8 protein-coding genes are annotated in these 21,559 nt (G+C 65.7%); 2 read left to right on the forward strand and 6 right to left on the reverse strand.

All coding sequences use genetic code 11. The features are described 5' to 3' along the window. Positions 1-28: 28 nt before the first annotated feature. The 3 genes from pe to A5708_RS20570 form a co-directional block, all read right to left on the reverse strand. Positions 29-1,156 (reverse strand): acyltransferase PE, encoded by a 1,128-nt coding sequence (gene pe, locus A5708_RS20560; RefSeq protein WP_065030389.1) that lies wholly within the window; start codon positions 1,154-1,156, stop codon positions 29-31. Between the two features lie 53 nt (positions 1,157-1,209). Further along, a complete protein-coding gene (locus tag A5708_RS20565; protein ID WP_065030419.1) occupies positions 1,210-4,245 on the reverse strand; it encodes an RND family transporter in 3,036 nt (1,011 codons plus the stop codon). Between the two features lie 105 nt (positions 4,246-4,350). After that, a complete protein-coding gene (locus A5708_RS20570; protein ID WP_065030420.1) occupies positions 4,351-5,772 on the reverse strand; it encodes a condensation domain-containing protein in 1,422 nt (473 codons plus the stop codon). A gap of 918 nt (positions 5,773-6,690) precedes the next feature. Between A5708_RS20570 and A5708_RS20575 the strand changes: the two genes are divergently transcribed. Beyond that, complete coding sequence (locus A5708_RS20575; RefSeq protein WP_065030390.1) at positions 6,691-17,772, forward strand: type I polyketide synthase; 11,082 nt, start codon at positions 6,691-6,693, stop codon at positions 17,770-17,772. Between the two features lie 12 nt (positions 17,773-17,784). Here the strand turns inward: A5708_RS20575 and A5708_RS20580 are convergent, their stop codons facing one another. Genes A5708_RS20580 through A5708_RS20590 form a run of 3 tightly spaced genes read right to left on the reverse strand, consistent with a single transcriptional unit; the run spans position 17,785 to position 20,485 of the window. Further along, complete coding sequence (locus tag A5708_RS20580; protein WP_065030391.1) at positions 17,785-18,207, reverse strand: PPOX class F420-dependent oxidoreductase; 423 nt, start codon at positions 18,205-18,207, stop codon at positions 17,785-17,787. Positions 18,208-18,210: 3 nt separating this feature from the next. Beyond that, positions 18,211-19,317: an acyl-CoA dehydrogenase family protein gene (locus tag A5708_RS20585; RefSeq protein WP_065030392.1), complete on the reverse strand. Its 1,107-nt coding sequence runs from the start codon at positions 19,315-19,317 to the stop codon at positions 18,211-18,213. A 7-nt stretch (positions 19,318-19,324) separates the two neighbouring features. After that, positions 19,325-20,485, reverse strand: coding sequence for an acyl-CoA dehydrogenase family protein (locus A5708_RS20590; RefSeq protein ID WP_065030393.1), 1,161 nt, complete (start codon positions 20,483-20,485; stop codon positions 19,325-19,327). Positions 20,486-20,686: 201 nt separating this feature from the next. Here A5708_RS20590 and A5708_RS20595 point away from each other — a divergent pair, with 201 nt between their 5' ends. Then, positions 20,687-21,556 (forward strand): ComEA family DNA-binding protein, encoded by an 870-nt coding sequence (locus A5708_RS20595; RefSeq protein ID WP_065030394.1) that lies wholly within the window; start codon positions 20,687-20,689, stop codon positions 21,554-21,556. The last annotated feature ends 3 nt before the right edge of the window (positions 21,557-21,559 follow it).

The following is a 21,559-nucleotide window of genomic DNA, read 5'->3' on the forward strand; positions in this document are numbered from 1 at the left end:
TACTGATAGTCGATTTGCGGGCTCGGGTTCAGTGGTCGGCTTCGCCTGCGCTGTGCGACAACACGGACATGGCACCGCTGAGAATCTGCGAGAACGGGTCAGCGCCGCCGCCGAATGTCGCCTGGTTGGCCGGCGCCGTGACGGCCGCTGGGTCGAAGCCGTGCACGGGGTCCACCTGAACGGGAGCGGTCGCCGGGTCGTCGTTTCGCGAATAGCCCGCGTTCACGCGGGGAGTCAGGATCGCGTCGAGCTTGTTCAGCGTGTCCTCCGGAATTCCGATGTAGGCCAGCGGCATGACCAGCGGAAGGTGCTTTTCGGGGACCATGATCGTGGTGATTTTGGCGCCCCGGGAGTTGACCGTCGTTCTGATGTTCTGCGGCGGCACCATGCTCGGGTTCGTGAAGGCCACCGCGGTGTGACCCGTGGCGAGGCCCAGCAGCGTGTTGGCGAGAGCGAACAAGTTATCCGGCCGGTCAGGGAAGTCCGCAATCGAGTCGTACGCCGCCACGAACTTGTCGGTGTCGTACTGGCTCTCGTACGGCGGTGGCATGCGGTAGTCGAGCGCTGGAACAACGCTGCCGACCGGGAACATGGCGCTCAGGAAACTCTGGCCGAAGGCGTGCTGCCCGATCGGGTCGCCGAATGTTGCGAAGTTCAGCGTGTCGGGCGGGGGAGCGGTCGGATCATTGGCCAGTCGGGCCTGCTCGCCGTCGACTACGAACCCGCCCTCGGACAAGCCGATCGCCGTGCCGGGGCGACCGGTGGCGCGGATCGCCGCGTCGAGGTTGTTGATGCCCTCGTCGACAGACTCGCCGACGCTGGGGCCGTCGATCCCCAGGCCCGGGAAGGATTCATCGATCTTGCCGATGCCCGGGAAGAGTCGCTCCAACACATGTCCCTGCACCTGACCGGCGGGGTAGCGAACGATTTGGCGCTGCTGGCCCGGGAACCACTCCGCGCCCTCCATGCGGATGTACTGGTCGTAGGGGATGCCCAGCACATGAGCCCCGCCAAGGGCGTACGCGGTCTGGTCGCCCGGCGCCCCAGGGGTCGGCGGGCCGCCGATGGGCGTGTCGGCATTTGCGGTATCGATGCCGAAATACCCTGCGCCACCTACAGTTAACAGCGCCGTAACTCCTGCGAGTAGTTTCTTCATCCCTACTCCTGACCCTTCGGCTTCTCTAGTCTCACATACATCATGGGTGCGTGCTAACTGAGCTCTGGTTCGGCGCGTCCCACCGCCGTTCGCGACGGCGGCCGCCGCAAGGACCGCCCTACGCTCAGTCGTGACGGCCACCAGTTCGCCCGTCCCGCCAGCGCAGCGATGGCGGGAACCGTGATGGTGCGCACCAAAAAGGTATCCAGCAGAATTCCCACGCCGATCACGAAACCGCCTTGGATCACGGTGCCGATGCTGGAGAACAGGAGGCCGCACATCGATGCGGCGAAGATCAGACCCGCCGCAGTGATCACGCCGCCTGTCGAACTCAGGGTGCGGATGATGCCGTAACGCATGCTGTGCGGAGACTCATCACGCATTCGCGAGACGAGCAGCATGTTGTAGTCGGCTCCCACCGCGACCAGCACCACGAATGCCAGTGGCGGCACGCTCCAATGCAAGTGCTGACCGAGTAGGAATTGAAACACCAGAACGCCGATGCCTACCGCCGATAGATACGAAATAACCACGGTGGCAACCAGGTACAGCGGCGCGACGATCGCGCGTAGCAGCGCGATCAACGTCAGCAGCACGACGAGCAGGGTGACCGCGATGATGAACCGGATGTCGTGTTGGTAATAGTCCCGTGTGTCCTTAAGGCCTGCGGTGTACCCCGCCATCGATACGGTGGCGTCCGCCAACGCGGTATTGGGTTGGGCTCCCCGGGCGGTCGCGGTGATGGCATTGACCTGATCCATGGCTTCGGTGCTGAAGGGATTGAGTTTGGTTTGGACCAAGTACCGCACCGAGCGGCCGTCTTGTGAAATGAACACCTTGGCCGCCTGCTGGAACTCCGGCAGGTGCAGAAGCTGGGACGGAATATTGAACCCCGCCATTGCCGGACGCGCCGCGTCATGTTTCAGCGACAGCAAAAACGCGGCTGACTCGCTGAGCCCCGCACCCAGCTGCTTGACCTTGTCGATGAGTTGAGCCACCGCGTCGGCCACCTGTCGGCTCCCACCGGCGAGTTGGTCTGCGCCACTTTGCAGGGTGTTGAGGTTGGTCTGCAGGCCGCCGGGTCGGTCCATCCCCATGGAATGCAGCACCTCGCTGAGCTTCGCGAATGCGCTGCGTAGGCGGTCCGTCGACGCTTTCAGGGCCCGCTTGTCCGGATACTCCTGCAGTTGGTGGGACAAGTCATTAATGGCGTCGAGGTCTGCTTGATCGCGCGCCCCCACCAGCTGCTCGAATGTCCCGCGGGTGGCGCTACACGACGAGTCGGCATCGCAGACCGGGTTGCCTTGCAGCGCCGTCAAGACCGGGCCTATCCACGCGAACATGTTCTTGGCGGCCGAAAAGTTCCAACCCATCGTGTTGCTGAGCGAGTTGACGTGGTCGACGAGTCGGGCTGCGATGTCGACCTCTTCGACCAGCGCGTTGCCGCTGTACTGGCTCTTCGTCGATGAGAAGGCAGTCTCCAGTTCGCGCACGCTCGCAGCGAGCTGGTTGACCTGGCCGCGGACATCGCCGAGGTTGTCGGCCAGCGTGCCGGCCCCTTCGGTCAGGCGGTTCAGGTCATTGGTCTGGTCGTTGATCATCCTGGACCCGCCGGCCAGCAGGCTGCCGATGGCGCCTGCCTGATAGGTGGCTCTGAATTGTTCCGGCACATTCCCGGTGGGGCGGGTGATGCCGCTGACGGCGCCGACATTCGGCAGTTGGCTGACGCGATCCGCCATCTGTTCCAAGTCCGCAAGGGCCTGCGGCGTGCGAAGGTCATGCGGCGACTGGACCAGGATGTATTCCGGAATGGACTGGTTCACCGGGAAATGGCGATCCAGCGCGGCGTATCCGATGGAGCTCGGAGCAGACGCCCGCAGGGCCTTGCGGTCGTCGTAGTTGTAGCGCACCAAGCCCGCGCAGCTGGCCAGGATGATCAGCACAAGCACGCTGGCAACCAGATGTGCCCTCGGCCGGCGCACAATGCGTATCCCGGAACGCCGCCAGAACCGCGCGGTCAGTTCACGCCGGGGCTTGATCCAACCGCGCGGGCCGGCGAGCACCATGATTGCCGGCAACAGCGTCACCGCGGCCAGGAATGCGACGCCGATCCCGATTGCCGAGGAGATCCCGACCGTTTTGAACACGCCCATCCGGGCGAAGCTGATGAGGAGAAAGGTGATTCCCACGGTGCTGGCGGACGCAGTGATCACCTTCCCGATCGAGATCAGAGCCTTCTTCATCGCCTGATCGAAGTCGTCTCCCGACCGCAGATAGTCGTGATAGCGACTGATGAGAAAGACGGCGTAATCGGTTCCGGCGCCGGCCATGATCGCGCTCAGGAACACGATGGACTGGTTCGAGACCCCCGAGCCGGTGAATTGCGAGTAGCCCGCCACCGCCGCCTCCGCGATCATCAGGGACAACCCGATAGTGAGCAACGGCAGCAGCATCGTGACCGCGCTGCGGTAAACCAATAGCAGGACGATGAGCACCAGAATGGCGATCGCCAGCTCGATCGGGAGCCGATCCCGATCGCCCGCGACGGTGAGGTCGGCGACGGTCGCCGCCGGGCCGGTGAGGTTCACCGTCAGGGGCGTTCCGGTCGGATTGGTCTCCAGCGTTCGTTTGACGATGTCGCTGATCCGGTTGAAGGCAGCGTAAGACTGCGGGGTGCCCAGCTCGCCCGCAACGCCGACAGGCAACACCCAAGCCTTGTGGTCCTTACTGGTCACGACGGAACGCAGGGGCGGCGCGCTGACGAAATCCTGCAACATCACGACATCTCGCGTGTCCTGGCGCAGCGCGGTCACCAATTTGCGGTAAGCGACTTCGTCGGCGGGTCCGAGGCCCTTCTCATCGGTCAGGGCCACCAGCAGGAGGTCGTCCGAGCCCGACTCGTGAAACGCCTCGGTCATCTTTCGGGCGGTGATACTGGACGGCGCGTTGCTAGGCAAGATAGCGAGCGGATGCTTTTGGGCCATCTCGTTGAGGGATGGGAATGTCAGTGGCAGGGCGATCGCTAAAGCGGCCCAGGCCCCTATAACGACCCAGGGCCATCGCACCACAAAATCGGCTATTCGTCGCATATCGGCCTCATCCCGGCCGGCGCAGTTGTTGGCGTTCTGCGGTGGCACCCGCCGACGCTGTGGTCAAACCGCGCAATTTCCCGCGAGTCATCGAACTACTCCACGCTACCCAACGCGTCCCCAATGCCCGGTGTCGGCGACCCGCCCGCACACGGACCGCATCGCTTCCAAATAGCGGGCAACCGATTTCTGAGCGATCGGATCATCGGGGAACATCATCGCCATTGCCGTGCCTTCCCCGTACCGAAATAGGTAGATGGTCAGCTGATACGAATACCGGCCGTCCGAGTAGATTCCTATGTTGTTCGCATAGCCGAGGTCCGCTGCCGCAAGCACCGCATTGAGGGGAGCGGCGCCGCCGTGGAAAAAATTCGACACCGGAAAGTTCGGCTGCGGCCACTTCAGCCACGGTGCTAATTCCAATACGCGGTAATACGGCACCTTCGCCAGGTGCTGACCTGAATCGAAAGAAGTCTGCGCTGCCCACGCGGCCTCGGCGAAAGTTGCTGCGGCTATCGGCACGGCGATCGGGACCAAGCCGGTAAACCAGCCCTGCGTCATGAAATTATCCGTAGTCCTGCGTGTATCCCTGGGAGTCAGGCCGTAATACGTTGGAGCTCCGGTGAATTCGTGCTCGACCAGGGCGATGCACGCGAACAGGCCACCGATGAAACGGGCGCCGACCGCGGTGCAGGCTGATTCGAATCGCTCCGTCTGTTCAGCGTCCATCAGGAGTTCGGAGACCATGTCGCTGGCACTCGCCCCCGACGGGTTGCCCAATGGCAGCGGAAATTCAGGAAAACTGCCATTGTTGTTCTCGGCGAAGTCAATCCACGTGCGTACCTCGGGCGAATCCACGGTCAACGTCGACGTGTACCGGCGCTCGCCCGCGCAGAAATCGTCAAAGCTGCCGGCATCGGGAAGCTCGAGGGGTTCATCGCCTGCGCTCGCCGCCGCATACATTCCGTTGGCCTCGAGCATCGTTGTGCCGATCAGCGTCGCGTCCCCGTGGACATGATCCATAGCGGCAAAGAAAGTAAAGTAGTCATCGCTCTGGACAATCCCGAAGGTGAAGCAGCCCCACTCCAGCGGATTCGGTATCGCCACCACATGAGCGCGCATTTCGTCACCTGTCATTTCGCCGTGATCTATCGGGGCGAATTCAATATCAGCGGGGTCGCTGATGGTGTGTCTGATGAACTCTCCGTCGCCGGTGTGGTCGAACCAACTGCGGAACGTGTCATGCCGGCGCAGGTATGCGTTGACGGCATGGTTCATGGCGGAAATATCGCATTGGCCGGGTACGTCACAGGTCGCGATGATTTGCCGGGAAAAGTCGAGCCCCGCGGACGTTCGCTCGTGGAAATTACGAAGATGCTGGCCCTGCATGTAACTGACCGGTACCGAACTGGCCGGCGCCTGTAGCGCCTTCTCGGCGGCCGCGGCCGTCGGGTGCCAGGAGATGACCGACCCAGGGGCCGGGGTCCAATCGCTGAGCGAGCCGATCGTGATCTTCCCGATGCGCAATCCAGTCTCCTCGGTCTCGACGGCCGCGGTTCCGCCCCGCCGGTCGCGGCACCAAGATAACTCTCTTCGGAGTGACCGAAGCGAGGTGCGCGGACGCGCGTGCGACAACTCACCGACACGGCAGGCGGTGGTGAGGATGGAACGGCCCCGCGCCGGACGCAGGCCGGCGCCGACAGTTGACGATACTCGCGCGATCACCTGACGATACTTGTGCAACACGCCGCGGAGAAGCGCCATACTCGTTTGATTGTTATACGCGTGCACAATCGGACCGGCATGCGTACATTATTTGACGGACCTGATTTGTTTCGCCGCCGCACGCCTTTGTCGGCCTGTCAGCGATGGCTGAGCCGGCGGAAGCACTTGATCTTGCTAGGAGTGTCGAGATGGGCCGTGCGTTGCAATGTCGGATCAAGGCCCTTTGAGAGCAGGCAAGTCATCGCACGCCCTGATGCATCTGGGCAGGTGGACCACGTTGTGGGACATGAGATCCCGCGTGACTGTGGGAGTGTCGATCGCGTGCGATGGAGCGATCGATGTGCATACAGATCGAGGAGGTGTCCGTCGTTGCTGCGGCGGCAGGGTCCGCCCGCCGATTCTGCCGGGTGTATTGTCGTCGCCTATACCGGAAGCCTTCCTGCAGTCGATGATTTGCGGGTAGCGCGAATTTGAGTGCGGCGCTTGAAGATATCTGCGGCACGGCGGATCGGGGTGCTCTCCGAACACGGGCTGGTTTGGTGGTGAAGTGATTTGAGCTGACGACGGTTGCTGGAGGCAGTGCACCAGCAAACTTCCGCGCGCTGTCTGCTCCGGGGTGTGCAGTGAGCGGCCCAAGATCTGGTACGGACACCACAGCCGTGGCGCTGAAACGTGCCCGGCGACGGAATCCTCGCGAGCCGAAGCAGAGAGGACAACCACATGTCGACCGCCGAAGGTCTCATCGAGCCCGCATCCGGTTTTGCGATCGTCGGATACGCGGCGCGTTTTCCCGGCGCCTCGGACACTGACGAATTCTGGCAGCTGCTGCGGGATGGCCGGGATGCGATATCGGAGGTGCCCCAAGACCGTTGGGACGCCGATGAATTCTTCGACCCGGATCCCGATGCGCCCGGGAAGGTTGTGACCCGTCGGGCGGGGTTCGTCGATGACGTAACGGGTTTCGACGCGCCGTTCTTCGGTGTGTCTGCGCGGGAGGTCAGGTTGATGGACCCGCAGCATCGGATCTTGCTGGAGACGGCGTGGCGGGCGGTGGAGCATTCGGGCACCGCGCCAACGGCGTTGGCGAACACCAACACTGGTGTGTTCGTCGGGATGTCCACCCATGACTACCTTGGAATGGCTTCCGACGAGCTGACTTACGCCGAGATCGAGGCCTATATGGCGATCGGGACGTCGTCTGCCGCGGCAGCGGGCCGGATCAGCTATCGGTTGGGACTGCAGGGTCCGGCGGTCGCCGTCGACACGGCCTGCAGCTCGTCATTGGTGGCGATCCATCAGGCATGCCAAGCGCTGCGCTTGGGGGAATGCGACCTTGCGCTGGCCGGCGGCGCGAATGTTCTGCTCACCCCCGCGACCATGATCACTTTCTCCCACGCGCACATGCTCGCGCCCGACGGCCGGTGCAAAACTTTCGACGCCGCCGCGGATGGCTACGTGCGTGGCGAAGGTTGTGGCGTCATCGTCGTGAAGCGGCTTGACGACGCGATCCGTGACGGTGACCGGATTCGGGCCGTGATCCGGGGCAGCGCGATCAACCAGGACGGCGCATCGGGCGGTTTGACCGTGCCGAACGGCATTGCCCAGCAACGCGTTATCGCCGAGGCGCTGCAACGCGCCGGCATCGCCCCGGGGGACGTCGGATACCTGGAGGCACATGGGACCGGGACGTCGCTGGGTGATCCGATCGAGGCCCAGGCCGCGGGCGCGGTGCTCGGCGCCGGGCGCGAGGCGAGCCGGCCGCTGTTGATCGGCTCGGTGAAGACCAACATCGGGCACCTGGAAGCGGCCGCAGGGATCGCGGGCGTCATCAAGGTCATTCTGTCGCTCGAAAACGGATTACTGCCGCAGCACCTACACTTTCGCAATCCCTCTCCGCACATTCCGTGGGACCGCCTTCCGGTGCAGGTCGTCGAAGAAGCGACTGCCTGGGAACGGAACGGTCGGCCGCGTATTGCAGGAGTCAGTTCGTTCGGGTTCGCCGGGACCAACGCACACGTCATCCTCGAGGAGGCGCCCGAGGAAGTGGTTCAGGTTGCTGCAAGCCCGATTTCCGCCGACCGGGCCGAAGACCGCCGGTTCAGCATCCTTCCGCTGTCGGCGCGGACACCCGCCGCGCTGGTGCAGATCGCCGATCGATACCGAAGTTGGTTGAGCGCGAACCCCGAAGCCACCCTTGCCGATTTGCGCTTTACCACCGGAGTCGGGCGAGCACACTTGGAGCACCGGGCAGCGTTGGTGGTGAATTCGAGAGAATCTGCCAGTGAGTTGCTCGGCGCACTCGCCGACGACCGTCCGGCACCCGGTTTGATTCGCGGTGTATCCGATGACACACCGAAGACGGCGTGGTTGTTCACCGGTCAAGGCAGCCAGTACGCCGGCATGGCCAGGGAGCTGTTCGACACCGAGCCGGTGTTCGCAGAGACGCTGACCCGCTGCGCTGCAGTTGTTGCCGACGTTCTCGAAAAGCCGTTGCTGGAAGCAATTTTCGATGTGGACAGCCCAGGCAGCGACGAGGCATTGCGGCAGACCGCCTTTGCCCAGCCCGCGTTGTTCGCGGTGGAGATGGGCCTGGCCCGCCTCTGGCAGTCCTGGGGCTTCGAACCCGACGTGGTGCTGGGCCACAGCGTCGGCCAGTATTCGGCGGCCTGCGTCGCGGGCGTGTTCAGCCTCGAGGACGGCGCGCTGCTGATGGCCGAGCGCGGCCGTCTTTTCGGCAGTTTGCCTGCGGGCGGTCGGATGGTCGCGGTGTTCACCGCCGTGGAGCGCGTCGAAGCCCTGACTGACGAGTTCCCGAGCCTGGCGATCGCCGCCTACAACGGCGCTAACACCGTATTGTCGGGGCCCGCGCAGGATCTCGAGCAGGCGGTAGCCAGGTTGACGGCCGACGGTGTCCGGTGTGACTGGCTGGACACCAGCCATGCGTTCCACTCGTCTCTGCTGGATCCGATCCTCGACGAGTTCGAGTCGTACGTGAACCGGTTCGATTTCAGCTCGCCACAACGGATTCTGGTGTGCAACCGTACCGGCGCCGCCCTCGGCCGAAGCGTGAAATTAGATGGCTCCTATTGGCGTCGCCACGCGCGCCAGCCGGTTGAATTCGCCAAGAGCGTACGGACTCTTGCCGACCTGAATTGCAAGGTGTTGTTAGAGGTCGGCCCGCAGCCGGTTCTCACCGCCGCAGCCCTGCGGGCATGGCCTGACCCGGCCACTGCACCGCGGGCGATTGCGTCCATGCGTCGAAACACCGCCGACCATCGCCAGATCACCGAAGCGCTTGCCGACGCCTACGTCCTGGGCCACTTGCCGAAATTCGCTGCTGTGCGGCAGGAACCAGCGCGAAAGCTCGACCTGCCCACCTACCCGTTCCAGCATCGCCAGTACTGGTTCCGGGACAAGCGGGTCCGGCCCACTGCCCGCCAGACCACCGTCTCGCGTACCGACGCCGTCCGCCTTCTCGAGGAAGACCGGATCGCGGAGCTCGCCGCGCTACTCGATGGTGCGAGCGGTGATCAAAACACCCTCGATGTGCTGACAAAGCTTGCTGCGCAACATAATCAACAGCGTAAGGGCCAGTCCATCTCGGATGATCGTTACGAAATTCGCTGGGAGAAGTCCACGGCGTCGCTTTCCGACGCGGAAGCCGGCGAGGGATCCATCTGGCTTGTCGTCGGCGACGACGATGTCGTCCAGCCTTTGGTCGACGCGCTGACCGTGCGCGGGCAGCAGTCTCGGATTCTGGCATTGCCCGCGACCGACGCGGACGAGGAACGGCTCGAGATCGTGTTACGCGCTGCGGCGGCAGAAGATGCGCAGTTGCGCATCGTGCATGCCGCGGCCCTCGATTCCGGCACCGCACCGTCGATGCGGTCGCTGCTGCGGATGCAACACCGGGTACTGGCCGGAACGCGGCGACTCTTTCGTGCCGCGGCCGCCGCCGAACTGCGCCAACCCATTTGGATGGTCACCCGTGGCGCTCAGCGTGTCGCCGACGCCGACACCGTATTCCCGGATCAGAGTTGCCTATGGGGATTCGGTCGCGCCGCCTCGCTGGAGCATCCGCAATTGTGGGGCGGGCTGGCGGATCTCGCTGACGGCAGTGCCGACGAATGGTCGCGGTTGATCAAGGCGGCGACGACATCGCGCGACTCGGCGGTCAGAGAAGACCAGATCGCGCTGCGCGGTCATGACGTCTATGTTCCCCGACTGGTCCGGCGAATCGGGCAGCCCGCCGCAGCACCGCTGACATTGCGTGGTGATGCAACGTATTTGGTGACCGGTGGGCTTGGCTCGATTGGACTGGAAATCGCCGGATACCTGGCAGCACATGGCGCCCGGCATCTGGTGCTGACCGGCCGACGCTCGCCCAGCGAGACCGCCCAACAGCGCATCGATGCCCTGCGCCAACAGCACGGATGCGAGGTTCGGGTTGTCGCCGCCGATGTGGCCGACGCCCACGACGTCGCGCGCCTGTTAGGCACGGTGCGGGCCGAACTGCCGCCGGTGGCAGGCATCGTCCATGCGGCCGGTGAGATCGGTACCACTCCCTTGCGCGCCCTGGACGACGCCGAGGTGGATCGGGTGTTCGCCGGGAAGGTCTGGGGGGCTTGGCATTTGAGCGAGGCGGCCGCTGAGCTGCAGCTGGACTTCTTCCTCAGCACTTCTTCGATCGCTTCGGTATGGGGCGGGCTCGGCCAGACTGCCTACGGCGCGGCTAACGCCTTCCTCGACGGGTTGGCCTGGCGGCTGCGCGAGCAGGGCGTGGCTGGGATCAGCGTCAACTTCGGTCCCTGGTCGGCGGGTATGGCCGACGAGGAGGCCCGGGCTCGACTGGCTGAACGCGGGGTCCGGACATTGTCACCTGCCGATGCGCTGGCGGGCATGGCCGATGTCATCGCGGCTTCTGCTGCGCAGGACGTTGCACAAGGGGTCGTGGCCCGGATCGACTGGGCCCGTTTCCTGCCGCTGTACCAGCAAGCCGGCAAGCGGTCATTGCTGGCGGAGCTGGCGGCTGAGGTTCCCGATTTCGCCCCCGCACCAACGGCCTCCGGTAGGACGCAACTGGTTGAGCAGCTCACTACAGCTCCGGTGCAGCAGCGCAAGAAACTCGTCACGGATTATCTGCGTGACGCGGTGGCGGAGGTGACCCGAGTCGATGCCGCGGAGATCCGCGGGGACGCCGGATTCTTCGATCTCGGCATGGATTCGCTGATGGCTGTCGAGCTGCGGCGCCGCATGGAGCAAGGGGTGGGCAAGGAGTTGCCGGCGACCCTGGCGATGGACTACCCACGCCTGTCCGACGTGGCGGATTACCTGCTGGGCGACGTGCTCGGGCTCAGCCAGCAGGCGTCCGCCGATGCGCGGCCGCAGCCGGCCTCGGTAGTGACGACGCGCACGGATGAGCCGATCGCGATCGTCGCAGTGGCGTGCCGCTTCCCCGGCGCACCCGATCCCGAAGCTTTCTGGGAAGTGTTGTCCGGTGGCGTCGATGCGATCCGGGAAGTCCCGGATGACCGATACGACATCGACGAGTTCTACGATCCGGATCCGGACACCCCGGGCAAGGTCTACAGCCGCTTCGGTGGATTCCTCGACGGAATAGACGGTTTCGATCCGGAGTTCTTCGGTATCTCCCCGCGCGAGGCTGTCTGGATCGATCCGCAGCAACGGCTGATGCTGGAAACTGCGTGGGAGGGCCTGGAACGTGCCGGGTATTCGCCGGGGGATCTGCGCGGCAGCCGAAGCGGAATCTTCGTGGGGGTCGGCTCCAACGAGTATTCGCATCTACTGTCCGCCGACTCGGTCGAGAAGATCGAGCCCCACTTCATCACGGGCAATGCGCTCAATGCGATTTCGGGCCGGGTTGCCTTCGCGCTCGGGCTGGAAGGGCCGGCGGTGGCGGTCGACACCGCGTGCAGTTCGTCGTTGGTGGCCGTCCATCAGGCCTGCCAGGCATTGCACTCCGGTGACTGCGATCTGGCGTTGGCCGGTGGCGTGAACGTTCTGCTGAGTCCGGTGTCCACCATCGCCGCGTCGCGCGCCAGGATGTTGTCCCCCGTCGGGCGATGCAAGACCTTCGACGCCTCCGCGGACGGCTATGTGCGCAGCGAAGGCTGCGGGATCCTGGTGCTGAAAAGGATGAGCGATGCGGTGCGTGACGGCGACCGGGTTTGCGCGGTCATTCCGGGCAGCGCGATCAATCAAGACGGCGCTTCCAGTGGCTTGACGGTGCCCAACGGTGGTGCGCAGCAACGACTTATCGCCGCGGCGCTGACTCGTGCCGGTCTCGCCGGCGGGGATGTCGACTACCTCGAGGCGCACGGGACGGGCACCGCGCTGGGTGATCCGATCGAGGTGCAGGCCGCCGGGGCCGCCTATGGGGCCACTCGTGACGTGGACCGGCCGTTGCTGATCGGTTCGGTGAAGACCAACATCGGCCACCTCGAGTCGGCGTCGGGCATCGCCGGTCTGATCAAAGTCGTGTTGTCGCTGCAGCACGAAGTGTTGCCGCAGAGCCTGCACTTCGAGACGCCATCGCCACATATCCCGTGGGACTCGTTGCCGGTGCGTGTCGTGGACAAAGCGATCCCGTGGCAGGCCAACGGCAGAACGCGACGTGCCGGCATAAGTTCCTTCGGGTTCACCGGAACGAATGCACACGTGCTGATCGAGGAGCCGCCTCCGTCGTCGATGACCGGCGACGAATACTCCACAGGCGACCTCGCGGAGGCATCGGAGACGAACGCTCATGGTGAGCCGGCCGACGTGTTGCCGCTGTCCGCGCGGTCACCGCAGGCCCTGGTGGAACTGGCGCGGCGCTACGAGGAATGGTTGAACACCCACCCGAAGGCCGACATCGCCGATGTGTGCTTCACGGCCGGGGCGGGGCGTTCGCATTTCGAACATCGGGCCGCGGTGGTCGTGGACTCGGTTCAGAGCGCACGCGAGGCGCTGGCCGACTTGGCAGAGAACCGGATGCGGCCGGGAGTGGTGCGCGGCGAGTGCACGGACCCGCCGACGACGGCATGGTTGTTCACCGGGCAGGGCAGCCAGTACCCCGGCATGGCGCGCGAATTGTTCGAGGCCGAACCGGTTTTCGCGGATACAGTGACACGCTGCGCGGACGCGGTCAGCGCGATGCTGGCGCGTCCATTGTTGGAGGTGCTCTTCGCGACCGACCGGGAAACCGGAGGCGAAGCCGGAAAAACGCTGCGACACACCTCTTTTGCGCAGCCAGCGCTGTTCGCCGTCGAGATGGGCCTGGCCCGGCTGTGGCAGTCGCGTGGCGTCGAGCCCGATGTGGTGCTGGGACACAGCGTGGGCCAGTACGCGGCGGCTTGTGTGGCCGGGGTCTTCAGCCTCGAGGACGGGGCACGGCTGATGGCCGAGCGGGGCCGGCTGTTCGGCAGCCTGCCCGACGGCGGGCGAATGGTGGCGGTGTTCGCCGACGCCAAATACGTCGAGGAGATCGCCGGCGACTTCCCCCGGGTGTCGGTCGCCGCCTACAACGGCCCCAACACGGTGCTGTCGGGTCCCGGCGCGGATCTGGAACAGATCGTCGCCCGCGGCGGCGGTGACGGGATCCGCTGCAGCTGGCTGGAAACCAGCCACGCCTTCCACTCGGAACTGCTGGAGCCGGTGCTCGGCGAATTCGAATCGTTCGCAGCGCGTTTGGATTTCGCTGTGCCGACGCTGCCGCTGGTCTGCAACCGCACTGGCGCCGTGCTCACCACCGAAACCCCACTGGACGCCCAATATTGGCGCCGGCATTCCCGCCAGCCGGTGCAATTCGCCGAAAGCGTACGGACCGCGGCGGCGCTGGGGTGCTCGGTGTTGATGGAGATCGGTCCGCAACCGGTGCTGACCGGGGCCGCGGTGCAGGTCTGGCCGGAACATCTCACCGCGCCGCGCGCGATCGTCTCCCTGCGCAAGGGCGTCAGCGATCGGCGGCAGATCGCCGAGGCGCTGGCCGCGGCGTACGTCAGCGGTCATCGGCCCGACTTCGCTGCGTCGCAGCGTCGGCCTCGCCGCAGGCTCGAACTTCCCACCTATCCGTTCCAGCACCGGCGTTTCTGGCCCAAGGCCTCCGGCATCGTCGGCATCGATGGTCAGGGCGCTGCGGCATCCGGGCTTCTGGGCAGTGCAAAAGAGCTCGCCTCCGGCGACTGCGTCTACACCAGCCGGTTGTCGGTCAAGTCGCAGCCGTGGCTCGCCGATCACGTCATCTACGGCACCGTCGTCGTTCCGGGGGCAACGTACGCGGCGATGGCCCTGGCCGCCGTCGGGCCGCCGGGGCGCGTGCAAAACGTCTACTTCTATGAGCCGATCATCCTGCCCGAGAAGGCTTCTCGCGAAGTGCAGCTGAGCCTGCATCCGCTGGAGGAGGGCGAGGGCTGGAGCTTCCGGGTGGACAGCCGTCCCTACGGCGTCCCTGATGCCGAGTGGTCGTTGAACGCCGACGGCACCATCGTCGCCGGTGTCGAAGACGAGCCTGCCACTGATCCGGCGGACTCCATCGACGCGGCGATCGAGCGGCTGGACCGCAGTCGTCCCCAGCTGCTGTTCGAGAGCTTCGCCGAAAGCGAGCTGGAATGGGGGACTACCTGGTCGACGTCGCTCAAATCGCTGTGGTTCGGCGAGGGTGAGGCGATCGGCGATGTCACCGTCGGCGAGGAACTCGCCGAGCACCTCGGAACCGAGCCGATGCATCCAGTGCTGCTCGATCTGTGCACCGGCGTCGTCTTCCCGGCGTTCCCGGCCCTGCTCGCGGCCGAACAGGGGATCAACGATCTCTTGCTTCCGTTGCGGTACGGGCAGGTCTCACTCCGGGAGAAGATGCCACGACGGTTCTATTGCCGCGGGAAATGGCGTGCCAGCGCCCTCGACAGCGAAACCCAGGTCTTCGACATCGATTTCGTCGATCGGGATGGTCGCCACCTCGGTGGGATCCGCGAGTTCACGGTCAAGCGCGCACCCCGGGAGGCGCTGTTGCGTGGACTCGGCGGCGACGCCACCCGGCTGCTGTACACCCTCGGCTGGCACGAGGTGCCGCCGCAACCGTCGAGCGGTGACGCCGAGGGCGCCGGAAACGCGAACGGCACCTGGCTGGTTGCCGGGTGGGACGAACTGGCGGCCGATTTGCCCGGCTGCGTCTCCTTTGACCGGAATACGGATCCGGAGTCGTTGGGGCAGCTGTTGGCACAGGCTCGAGAGCGCGACGTGCCGTTCGCCGGCATCGTATGGCGCGCCTCCGGGCCGAGTGCAGAAGAATCGAGCGCTGATTCCGCGCGGCGACTGGAAACCGAGATCGCCCATCTGCTCAGCGCGGTGCACACCTTGCAGACCGATGAGTCCGCCAAACTCTCCGACGGGCTGTGGATCGTCACCGAACGGGCCGTGGCGACCGAATCCGGCGAGGCCGTCGATCCGGTGCAGGCGGCGCTGTGGGGCCTCGGGCGCACCATCATCAACGAGGAACCGGCCCTGCGTTGCAGGCTCGTCGATTGCGACGGCTCGCAACAGGCCGTGCACTCGCTGGCCGGCCTTCTCAGGGCGACGCTCGACGAACCCGAACTCGCACTGCGGCAAGGAAAGTTGTTGGCGTCCCGGTTACTGCCGTGGGCGCGCAGCGGTCATCTCGCGGTACCGCGTGGGACCGATTACGTGCTGGCGCCCACCGAACGAGGCGCGATCGACAACCTGCGTCTGATCGAGAAGGAAGCGCCGCCACCTGCCGAGGGCTGCGTGCAGGTCCGGGTTGAGGCCGGTGGTTTGAACTTCCGGGAGGTGCTCAATGTGCTCGGCCTCTACCCGGGCGATCCCGGCCCGCTCGGCGGCGACTTCGCCGGCACCGTCACACAGTTGGGTGATGGTGTCACCGGGCTCGAGGTCGGGGAACGCGTTTATGGCTTCATGCAGGGTGCGTTCGCCAGCCGGTTCAATGTGCCGGTCCAGTTGCTGGCGCCGATACCCGACGGGGTGAGCGCCGTTGCGGCGGCCACCATTCCCGCCGCGGCGCTGACGGCCCGGCTCGCGTTCGACTGGGCGGAGCTGAAGCCCGGTGACCGGGTGCTCATCCATGCGGCGAGCGGTGGTGTCGGTTTGGCCGCCATCCAGCTGGCCCAACAACACGGTGCGATCGTCTTCGCCACGGCCAGCACCTACAAACGTGACACGCTGCGCAAGCTGGGTGTGGAGTATGTCTACGACTCGCGCACAACGGAGTTCGCCGACCAGATCCTCGCCGACACCGGCGGTGCCGGCGTCGACGTGGTGCTCAACAGCCTGACCAATGAGGGGTTCATCGAGGCGACCGTACGGGCTACCGCCGAAAACGGCCGATTCGTCGAGATCGCCAAGCGAGACATCTGGACGCGCGAGCAGATGACGGCGGCCCGTCCCGATATCGCCTACGAGATCGTCGCGCTGGACTGGGCCTGCGTGCAACAACCCGAGCACATTCGTCGGCTGCTCACCGAGGTTTCGGACGGGTTGGCCACGGGCGAGTGGACGCCGCTACCCGCCGAGATCTACCCGCTGTCCGAGGCGAAGACGGCGTTTCGCCGCATGCAGCAAGCACGTCATATCGGCAAGATCGTGCTGCAGATGCCGAGCCCACTGCAGCCGCGTGGCGATCGGAGCTATCTCATCACCGGCGGACTCGGTGCAATCGGCCTGCACATGGCGGCCTATCTGGCCCAGCTCGGGGCGGGCGACATCGTGCTGACCAGCCGGCGTGCGCCCGACGCGGACGCGCAACGGTCAATCGACGACATCATCGAGCGCTACCGGTGCCGCATCCACACCTTCGCGGCCGATGTCGGTGACGAGGCGCAAGTCGACAAGCTGCTGGCGCGGATCCGCGCGGGGTTGCCTCCGCTCGCGGGAGTGGCGCATCTGGCGGGCGTGCTCGACGACGCGCTGCTGTCACAGCAAAGCCCGGAGCGCTTCCGGACGACATTGGCTCCCAAGGCGTTTGGTGCGTGCCATTTGGACCGGTTGACTAAGGACGACGATCTCGACTTCTTCATCGTGTCCTCCTCGGTGTCCAGCCTGCTGGGTTCCCCCGGCCAGGCCAACTACTCGACGGCCAATGCGTTGCTCGACGGGCTGGTTGCGCAACGAGCGGCGCGTGGCTTGACGGCAACCGGGGTCAACTTCGGTCCCTGGGGCCAGGGGGGTATGGCATCCTCGGAGGCCGCGCGCGCGAATATCGGTGCGCAAGGGCTGATCCCGCTGGAACCGACGGCCGCCCTCAACGCACTCGCTGAGGTTGTCGCCAACGGAACCGGACAGGCAACCATCATCAAGGCCAACTGGCAACGTGCCGCGAAGCTGCTGGGCGCCTCTCGGCCACCGATTCTCGATCTCGTCTTGCCGAGCGCCGTCGGCGAGGCGACCGGCGATAGCGAGTTGCTCCGCCAACTGCAGGAGATACCGGTGGCGCAGCGCGCCAGTTTCATCACCGAATTCCTGCAGCGCGAGGTGCAGGGATTCCTGCGGCTCGCGCAACCACCCGCCGCGACCAGTCGATTCTTGGACCTGGGCACGGATTCCCTGATGGCCGTCGAACTGCGCAACCGGTTGCATAGTCAATTCGGCGGCGCGTTCACGATCAACGCGACCGCGGTGTTCGACTATCCGACGATCGGCGGCCTCGCCGAGTATCTCGCGGGTCAGCTGCCCGACGCGGAATCGGAGTCGGGCTCGCAGTCCGACGAGGCGGAATCTGTTGCGGCGCCGGAGTCGAACCCGGGACCTGTCGCGGCGACCGGATCGAGTTGATATTCTGCGGGTTCAGTCGGCGATGTCGAAGGCCGAGTTCACCTTCGTCGGCCGAACTCGCACTACCAGCTCACCAGAGACGGCATTACGCCGGCCGAACTCGTCGGCGCGATCTGCTCCCATGTAGCGCCCGCCGATCCGGGTAGCGATCTCGAGCAGGTCCTCTGCACCGTCCTGCGTCGTCGCAATGCCCTGCACCTGTACAAACGAGTAGGGCGGGGTCGGATCGTCGACACAGATCACGACACGTGAATCCCGAGCCAGCGCACGGCCTTTCGCGGTGTCGCGTCCGGTGTTGAACACCAGCTCACCGTTGTCGACCACAAACCACACCGGGGCCACCAGCGGCCGGCCATCGGCAGCCACGTATCCCAGCATCCCGGTACGGGTGCCGGCCGACAGGAACTCGACGACCCTGTCAGACAGGCCGGCCATCGGCTATAGCCTGGCCAGGTCGTAGTCGCCGAGGTGGTCGATCAGGTTGTGCAGGTGCTCACCCGAGGTGCCCAGGGTGTTTTCGATCGCGGTGAGCCGGGCGGCGTAGTGGCTGACCGGATATTCCGCCGTCACGCCGATGCCGCCGTGCATCTGGACCGACTCCTGCGCGATGTGCCGGCCCGAGCGGCCGATCTGCAGCTTGGCGCGCGAGGCGATCACCGGGTCGATGTTGCCGTCGGCGATCGACATGGCCGCGTACAACGTCATGCTGCGGGCCAGTTCCAGCGACACGTACATATCGGCGGCGCGCTGAGTGAGCGCCTGAAACTTGTTGAGTGTGACGCCGAACTGCTTGCGCGTCTTGAGGTAATCGGTGGTCAGCCGCAGCGATTCCTCCATCGCCCCCAGCGCCTCGGCGCACAGCGCCGACTGGATGCGCACGACGGCGTCGCGGATGGCGCCAGAGGCGTCGACCGCCTCACCGAGGGGTTCCGCGGCGGCGGAGTCCAGGGCGATCTGGGCGCCGCGTTGTCCATCGAACGTCCGGTAGGGGTTCCTGGTCACCGCGGCCGCATCGACCAGGAACAGGCCGGTGCCGCCGTTCGGCAGCGCGGCGCTGACCACCAAGGTGTCTGCGCAGTCCCCGGCGAGCACCGGGTTCTTCCGGCCGCTCAGCGTCCACGAATCACCTTGCTGCTCAGCTTTGGTGCTCACTTCGGCGGACGGCTTGCGCTGGCCCGGCTCGAGGTGGGCGAACGCCAGTAGGCGCTGGCCGCCCGCGACCTCGTCGAGTAATTGCTTCTGTTCGTCGCTGCCCAGCTCGGCGATCAGCGCACCGGGCCCCAGCGCGGCGTGCAGCACCGGTTCGGGGGCCAGCCGGCGCCCGACCTCGTTGAGCACCACCATGATCTCGATCTGGCCGGACTCCTCCGGCTCGAAACCCAGACCGAGAATTCCGGTGTCGGCGAGCTGATTCCACACCTCCCGGCTCCAGCCGAGATCGGAGCCGATGATCTTGTTGCGGCTTTCCGGGTCATAGGTGCGCGACAACAAATCGCGGGTGGTGTCGCGGAGCAGGGCTTGCTCGTCGCTCAGTTGAAAGTCCATGGCTGCCTCACAATCCCAGAATCGTCGACGCGATGATGTTGCGCTGCACCTCGCTGCTGCCGCCGTAGATCGACGTCTTGCGGTAATTGAGGTAGTGCGGCGCACTGTGTTGGGCCCAGGACGGCGACGCGATGTCTTCGCCGTTGGCCGGCAGTGCATCCGGACCGGCCACCTCGACGAGCAATTCGGTGGCCGCCTGCTGCAGTTGGCTGCCGCGCAGCTTGAGCACCGACGACGCCGGGTTGGGCTGCCCGTCCGCGGAGTCGGTGACCACTCGCGACTGCGTGAGTTCCAGTGCCAGCAGCTCGTTTTCGGCCTCGGCCAGCCGCGCCGCGAACAGCGGGTCGTCAAGCAGACCGGTGGCCGCCGCGTGCTTCTTCACCTCGGCGAGGCGCACCTTCGTTCGCCCCACGCCGGCGATGCCCGTGCGCTCGTTGCCCAGCAGGAACTTTGCGTACGTCCAGCCCTTATTCTCTTCTCCGACAAGCTGATTGGCGGGCACCCGGACGTCTTCGAAGAAGACCTCGTTGATCTCGTGGCCGCCGTCGATCGTCTTGATGGGCCGCAGGGTGACGCCCGGGGTGTTCATCTCGAACAGCAGGAACGAGATGCCGGCCTGCCGCTTGGGCGCCTGCGGGTCGGTGCGGACCAGGCAGAAGATCCAGTCCGCGTACTGCCCGAGCGTGGTCCAGGTCTTCTGGCCGTTGACGACGTAACTGTCGCCGTCGCGGACCGCGGTGGTGCGCAGCGACGCCAAATCCGATCCCGCCTCGGGCTCGGAGAATCCCTGGCACCACCAGATGTCAAGGCTGGCCGTCGGGGGCAGGAAGCGTTGTTTGACCTCCTCCGAACCGAATTCGGCGATCACCGGGCCCACCATCTTGGTGTTGAAGTTCAGCGGCTCAGGGACGCACGCCAGCTGCATTTCGTCGGCCCAGATCTGATGTTGGGTCGGCGTCCAGTCCTTGCCGCCCCACTCGACCGGCCAGTTCGGCACCGCCAGGCCGTGCTCGTGCAGGATCTTGTGGCTCGCGACGATGTCGTCGTGATTCACTTCTGCCGAGCCGCGGCGCACCCGCTCGCGCAGCTCCTCGGGAATCTTGGTCGTGTAGATGGTGCGGAGTTCGTCGCGGAACGCGGCTTCCTCGGGCGTGAGCGCCAGTTGCATGGCTGCCTCCTGTCGTTTCTCCGATGACCGTGACGACGCAGCGCCCAGAGCTGTTTTCTGGCGATGCCGGTCGTTCGCTCGACTCCCATCTTGACCCATCCCTCGCGGGCCCCGTGCACAGCCTCGGGTTAATCCACAGATCGGCCCCCCGGCGCCGTTGAGCGGGGCCGTTGTGGCGGTCCGCGGACCTACCGTCGGCCCATGCGAATAGAACTTCCTGCGGAGCGCCTGCAGCGACGGCTCAACGCTGAACCGGAGACCGATGCGCACAACGGTCCCGAGGACGCCGGGTCGGCGTCGACGGACGACGCCCCGGACGACGACCAGAATTCGCTGCTGCCGCGGTGGCTTCCCGACGCGTCGCCTGACCGGGGCTGGGTGGCCAGGGTGCGCGCCGACCCCGGACGCGCCGGCGCCATCGGGCTGGCGATCGTGGCCGCGCTGGCGGTGCTGGTCACGGTCTTCACGCTGCTGCGCGACCGGCCGGCGCCGGTGATGTCGGCCAAGCTGCCACCGGTGGAGAAGGTGTCGACGGCCGGCCCCAGATCGTCGGCAAGTCCGGGCGCCGCATCACCGCCGGGCCCCGACCGCCCGGTGGTGGTCAGCGTGGTCGGGTTGGTGCACACCCCGGGCCTGGTGACCCTTGCGCCGGGCGCGCGCGTTGCGGATGCGCTGCAGGCCGCCGGCGGCGCGGTGAACGGCGCGGACACCATCGGACTGAACATGGCCCGGCCGCTCGGTGACGGCGAACAGATCGTGGTCGGTCTCGCTCCCGCTCCCGGGCAGCCGGCGGCGCTGGGCAGCTCGGTGGCCACCGGGACGACGCCGACCTCCAAGGCCCCGACACCGACGCCGGGATCGATCAAGCCGAAGCCGGGCCAGGTGCTCGACCTGAACACCGCGACCGTTCAGGAACTCGACGCGCTGCCCGGCGTCGGGCCGGTCACCGCCGCCGCGATCGTGGCGTGGCGGCAATCCAACGGCAAATTCACCAGCGTCGACCAGCTCGCCGACGTCGAGGGCATCGGACCGGCGCGGTTGGAGAAGCTGCGCGCCCTGGTCCGTGTCTGACCC

Origin of the sequence: Mycobacterium colombiense, from assembly GCF_001672755.1 — a bacterium.
Taxonomy (GTDB): Bacteria; Actinomycetota; Actinomycetes; order Mycobacteriales; family Mycobacteriaceae; genus Mycobacterium; species Mycobacterium colombiense_C.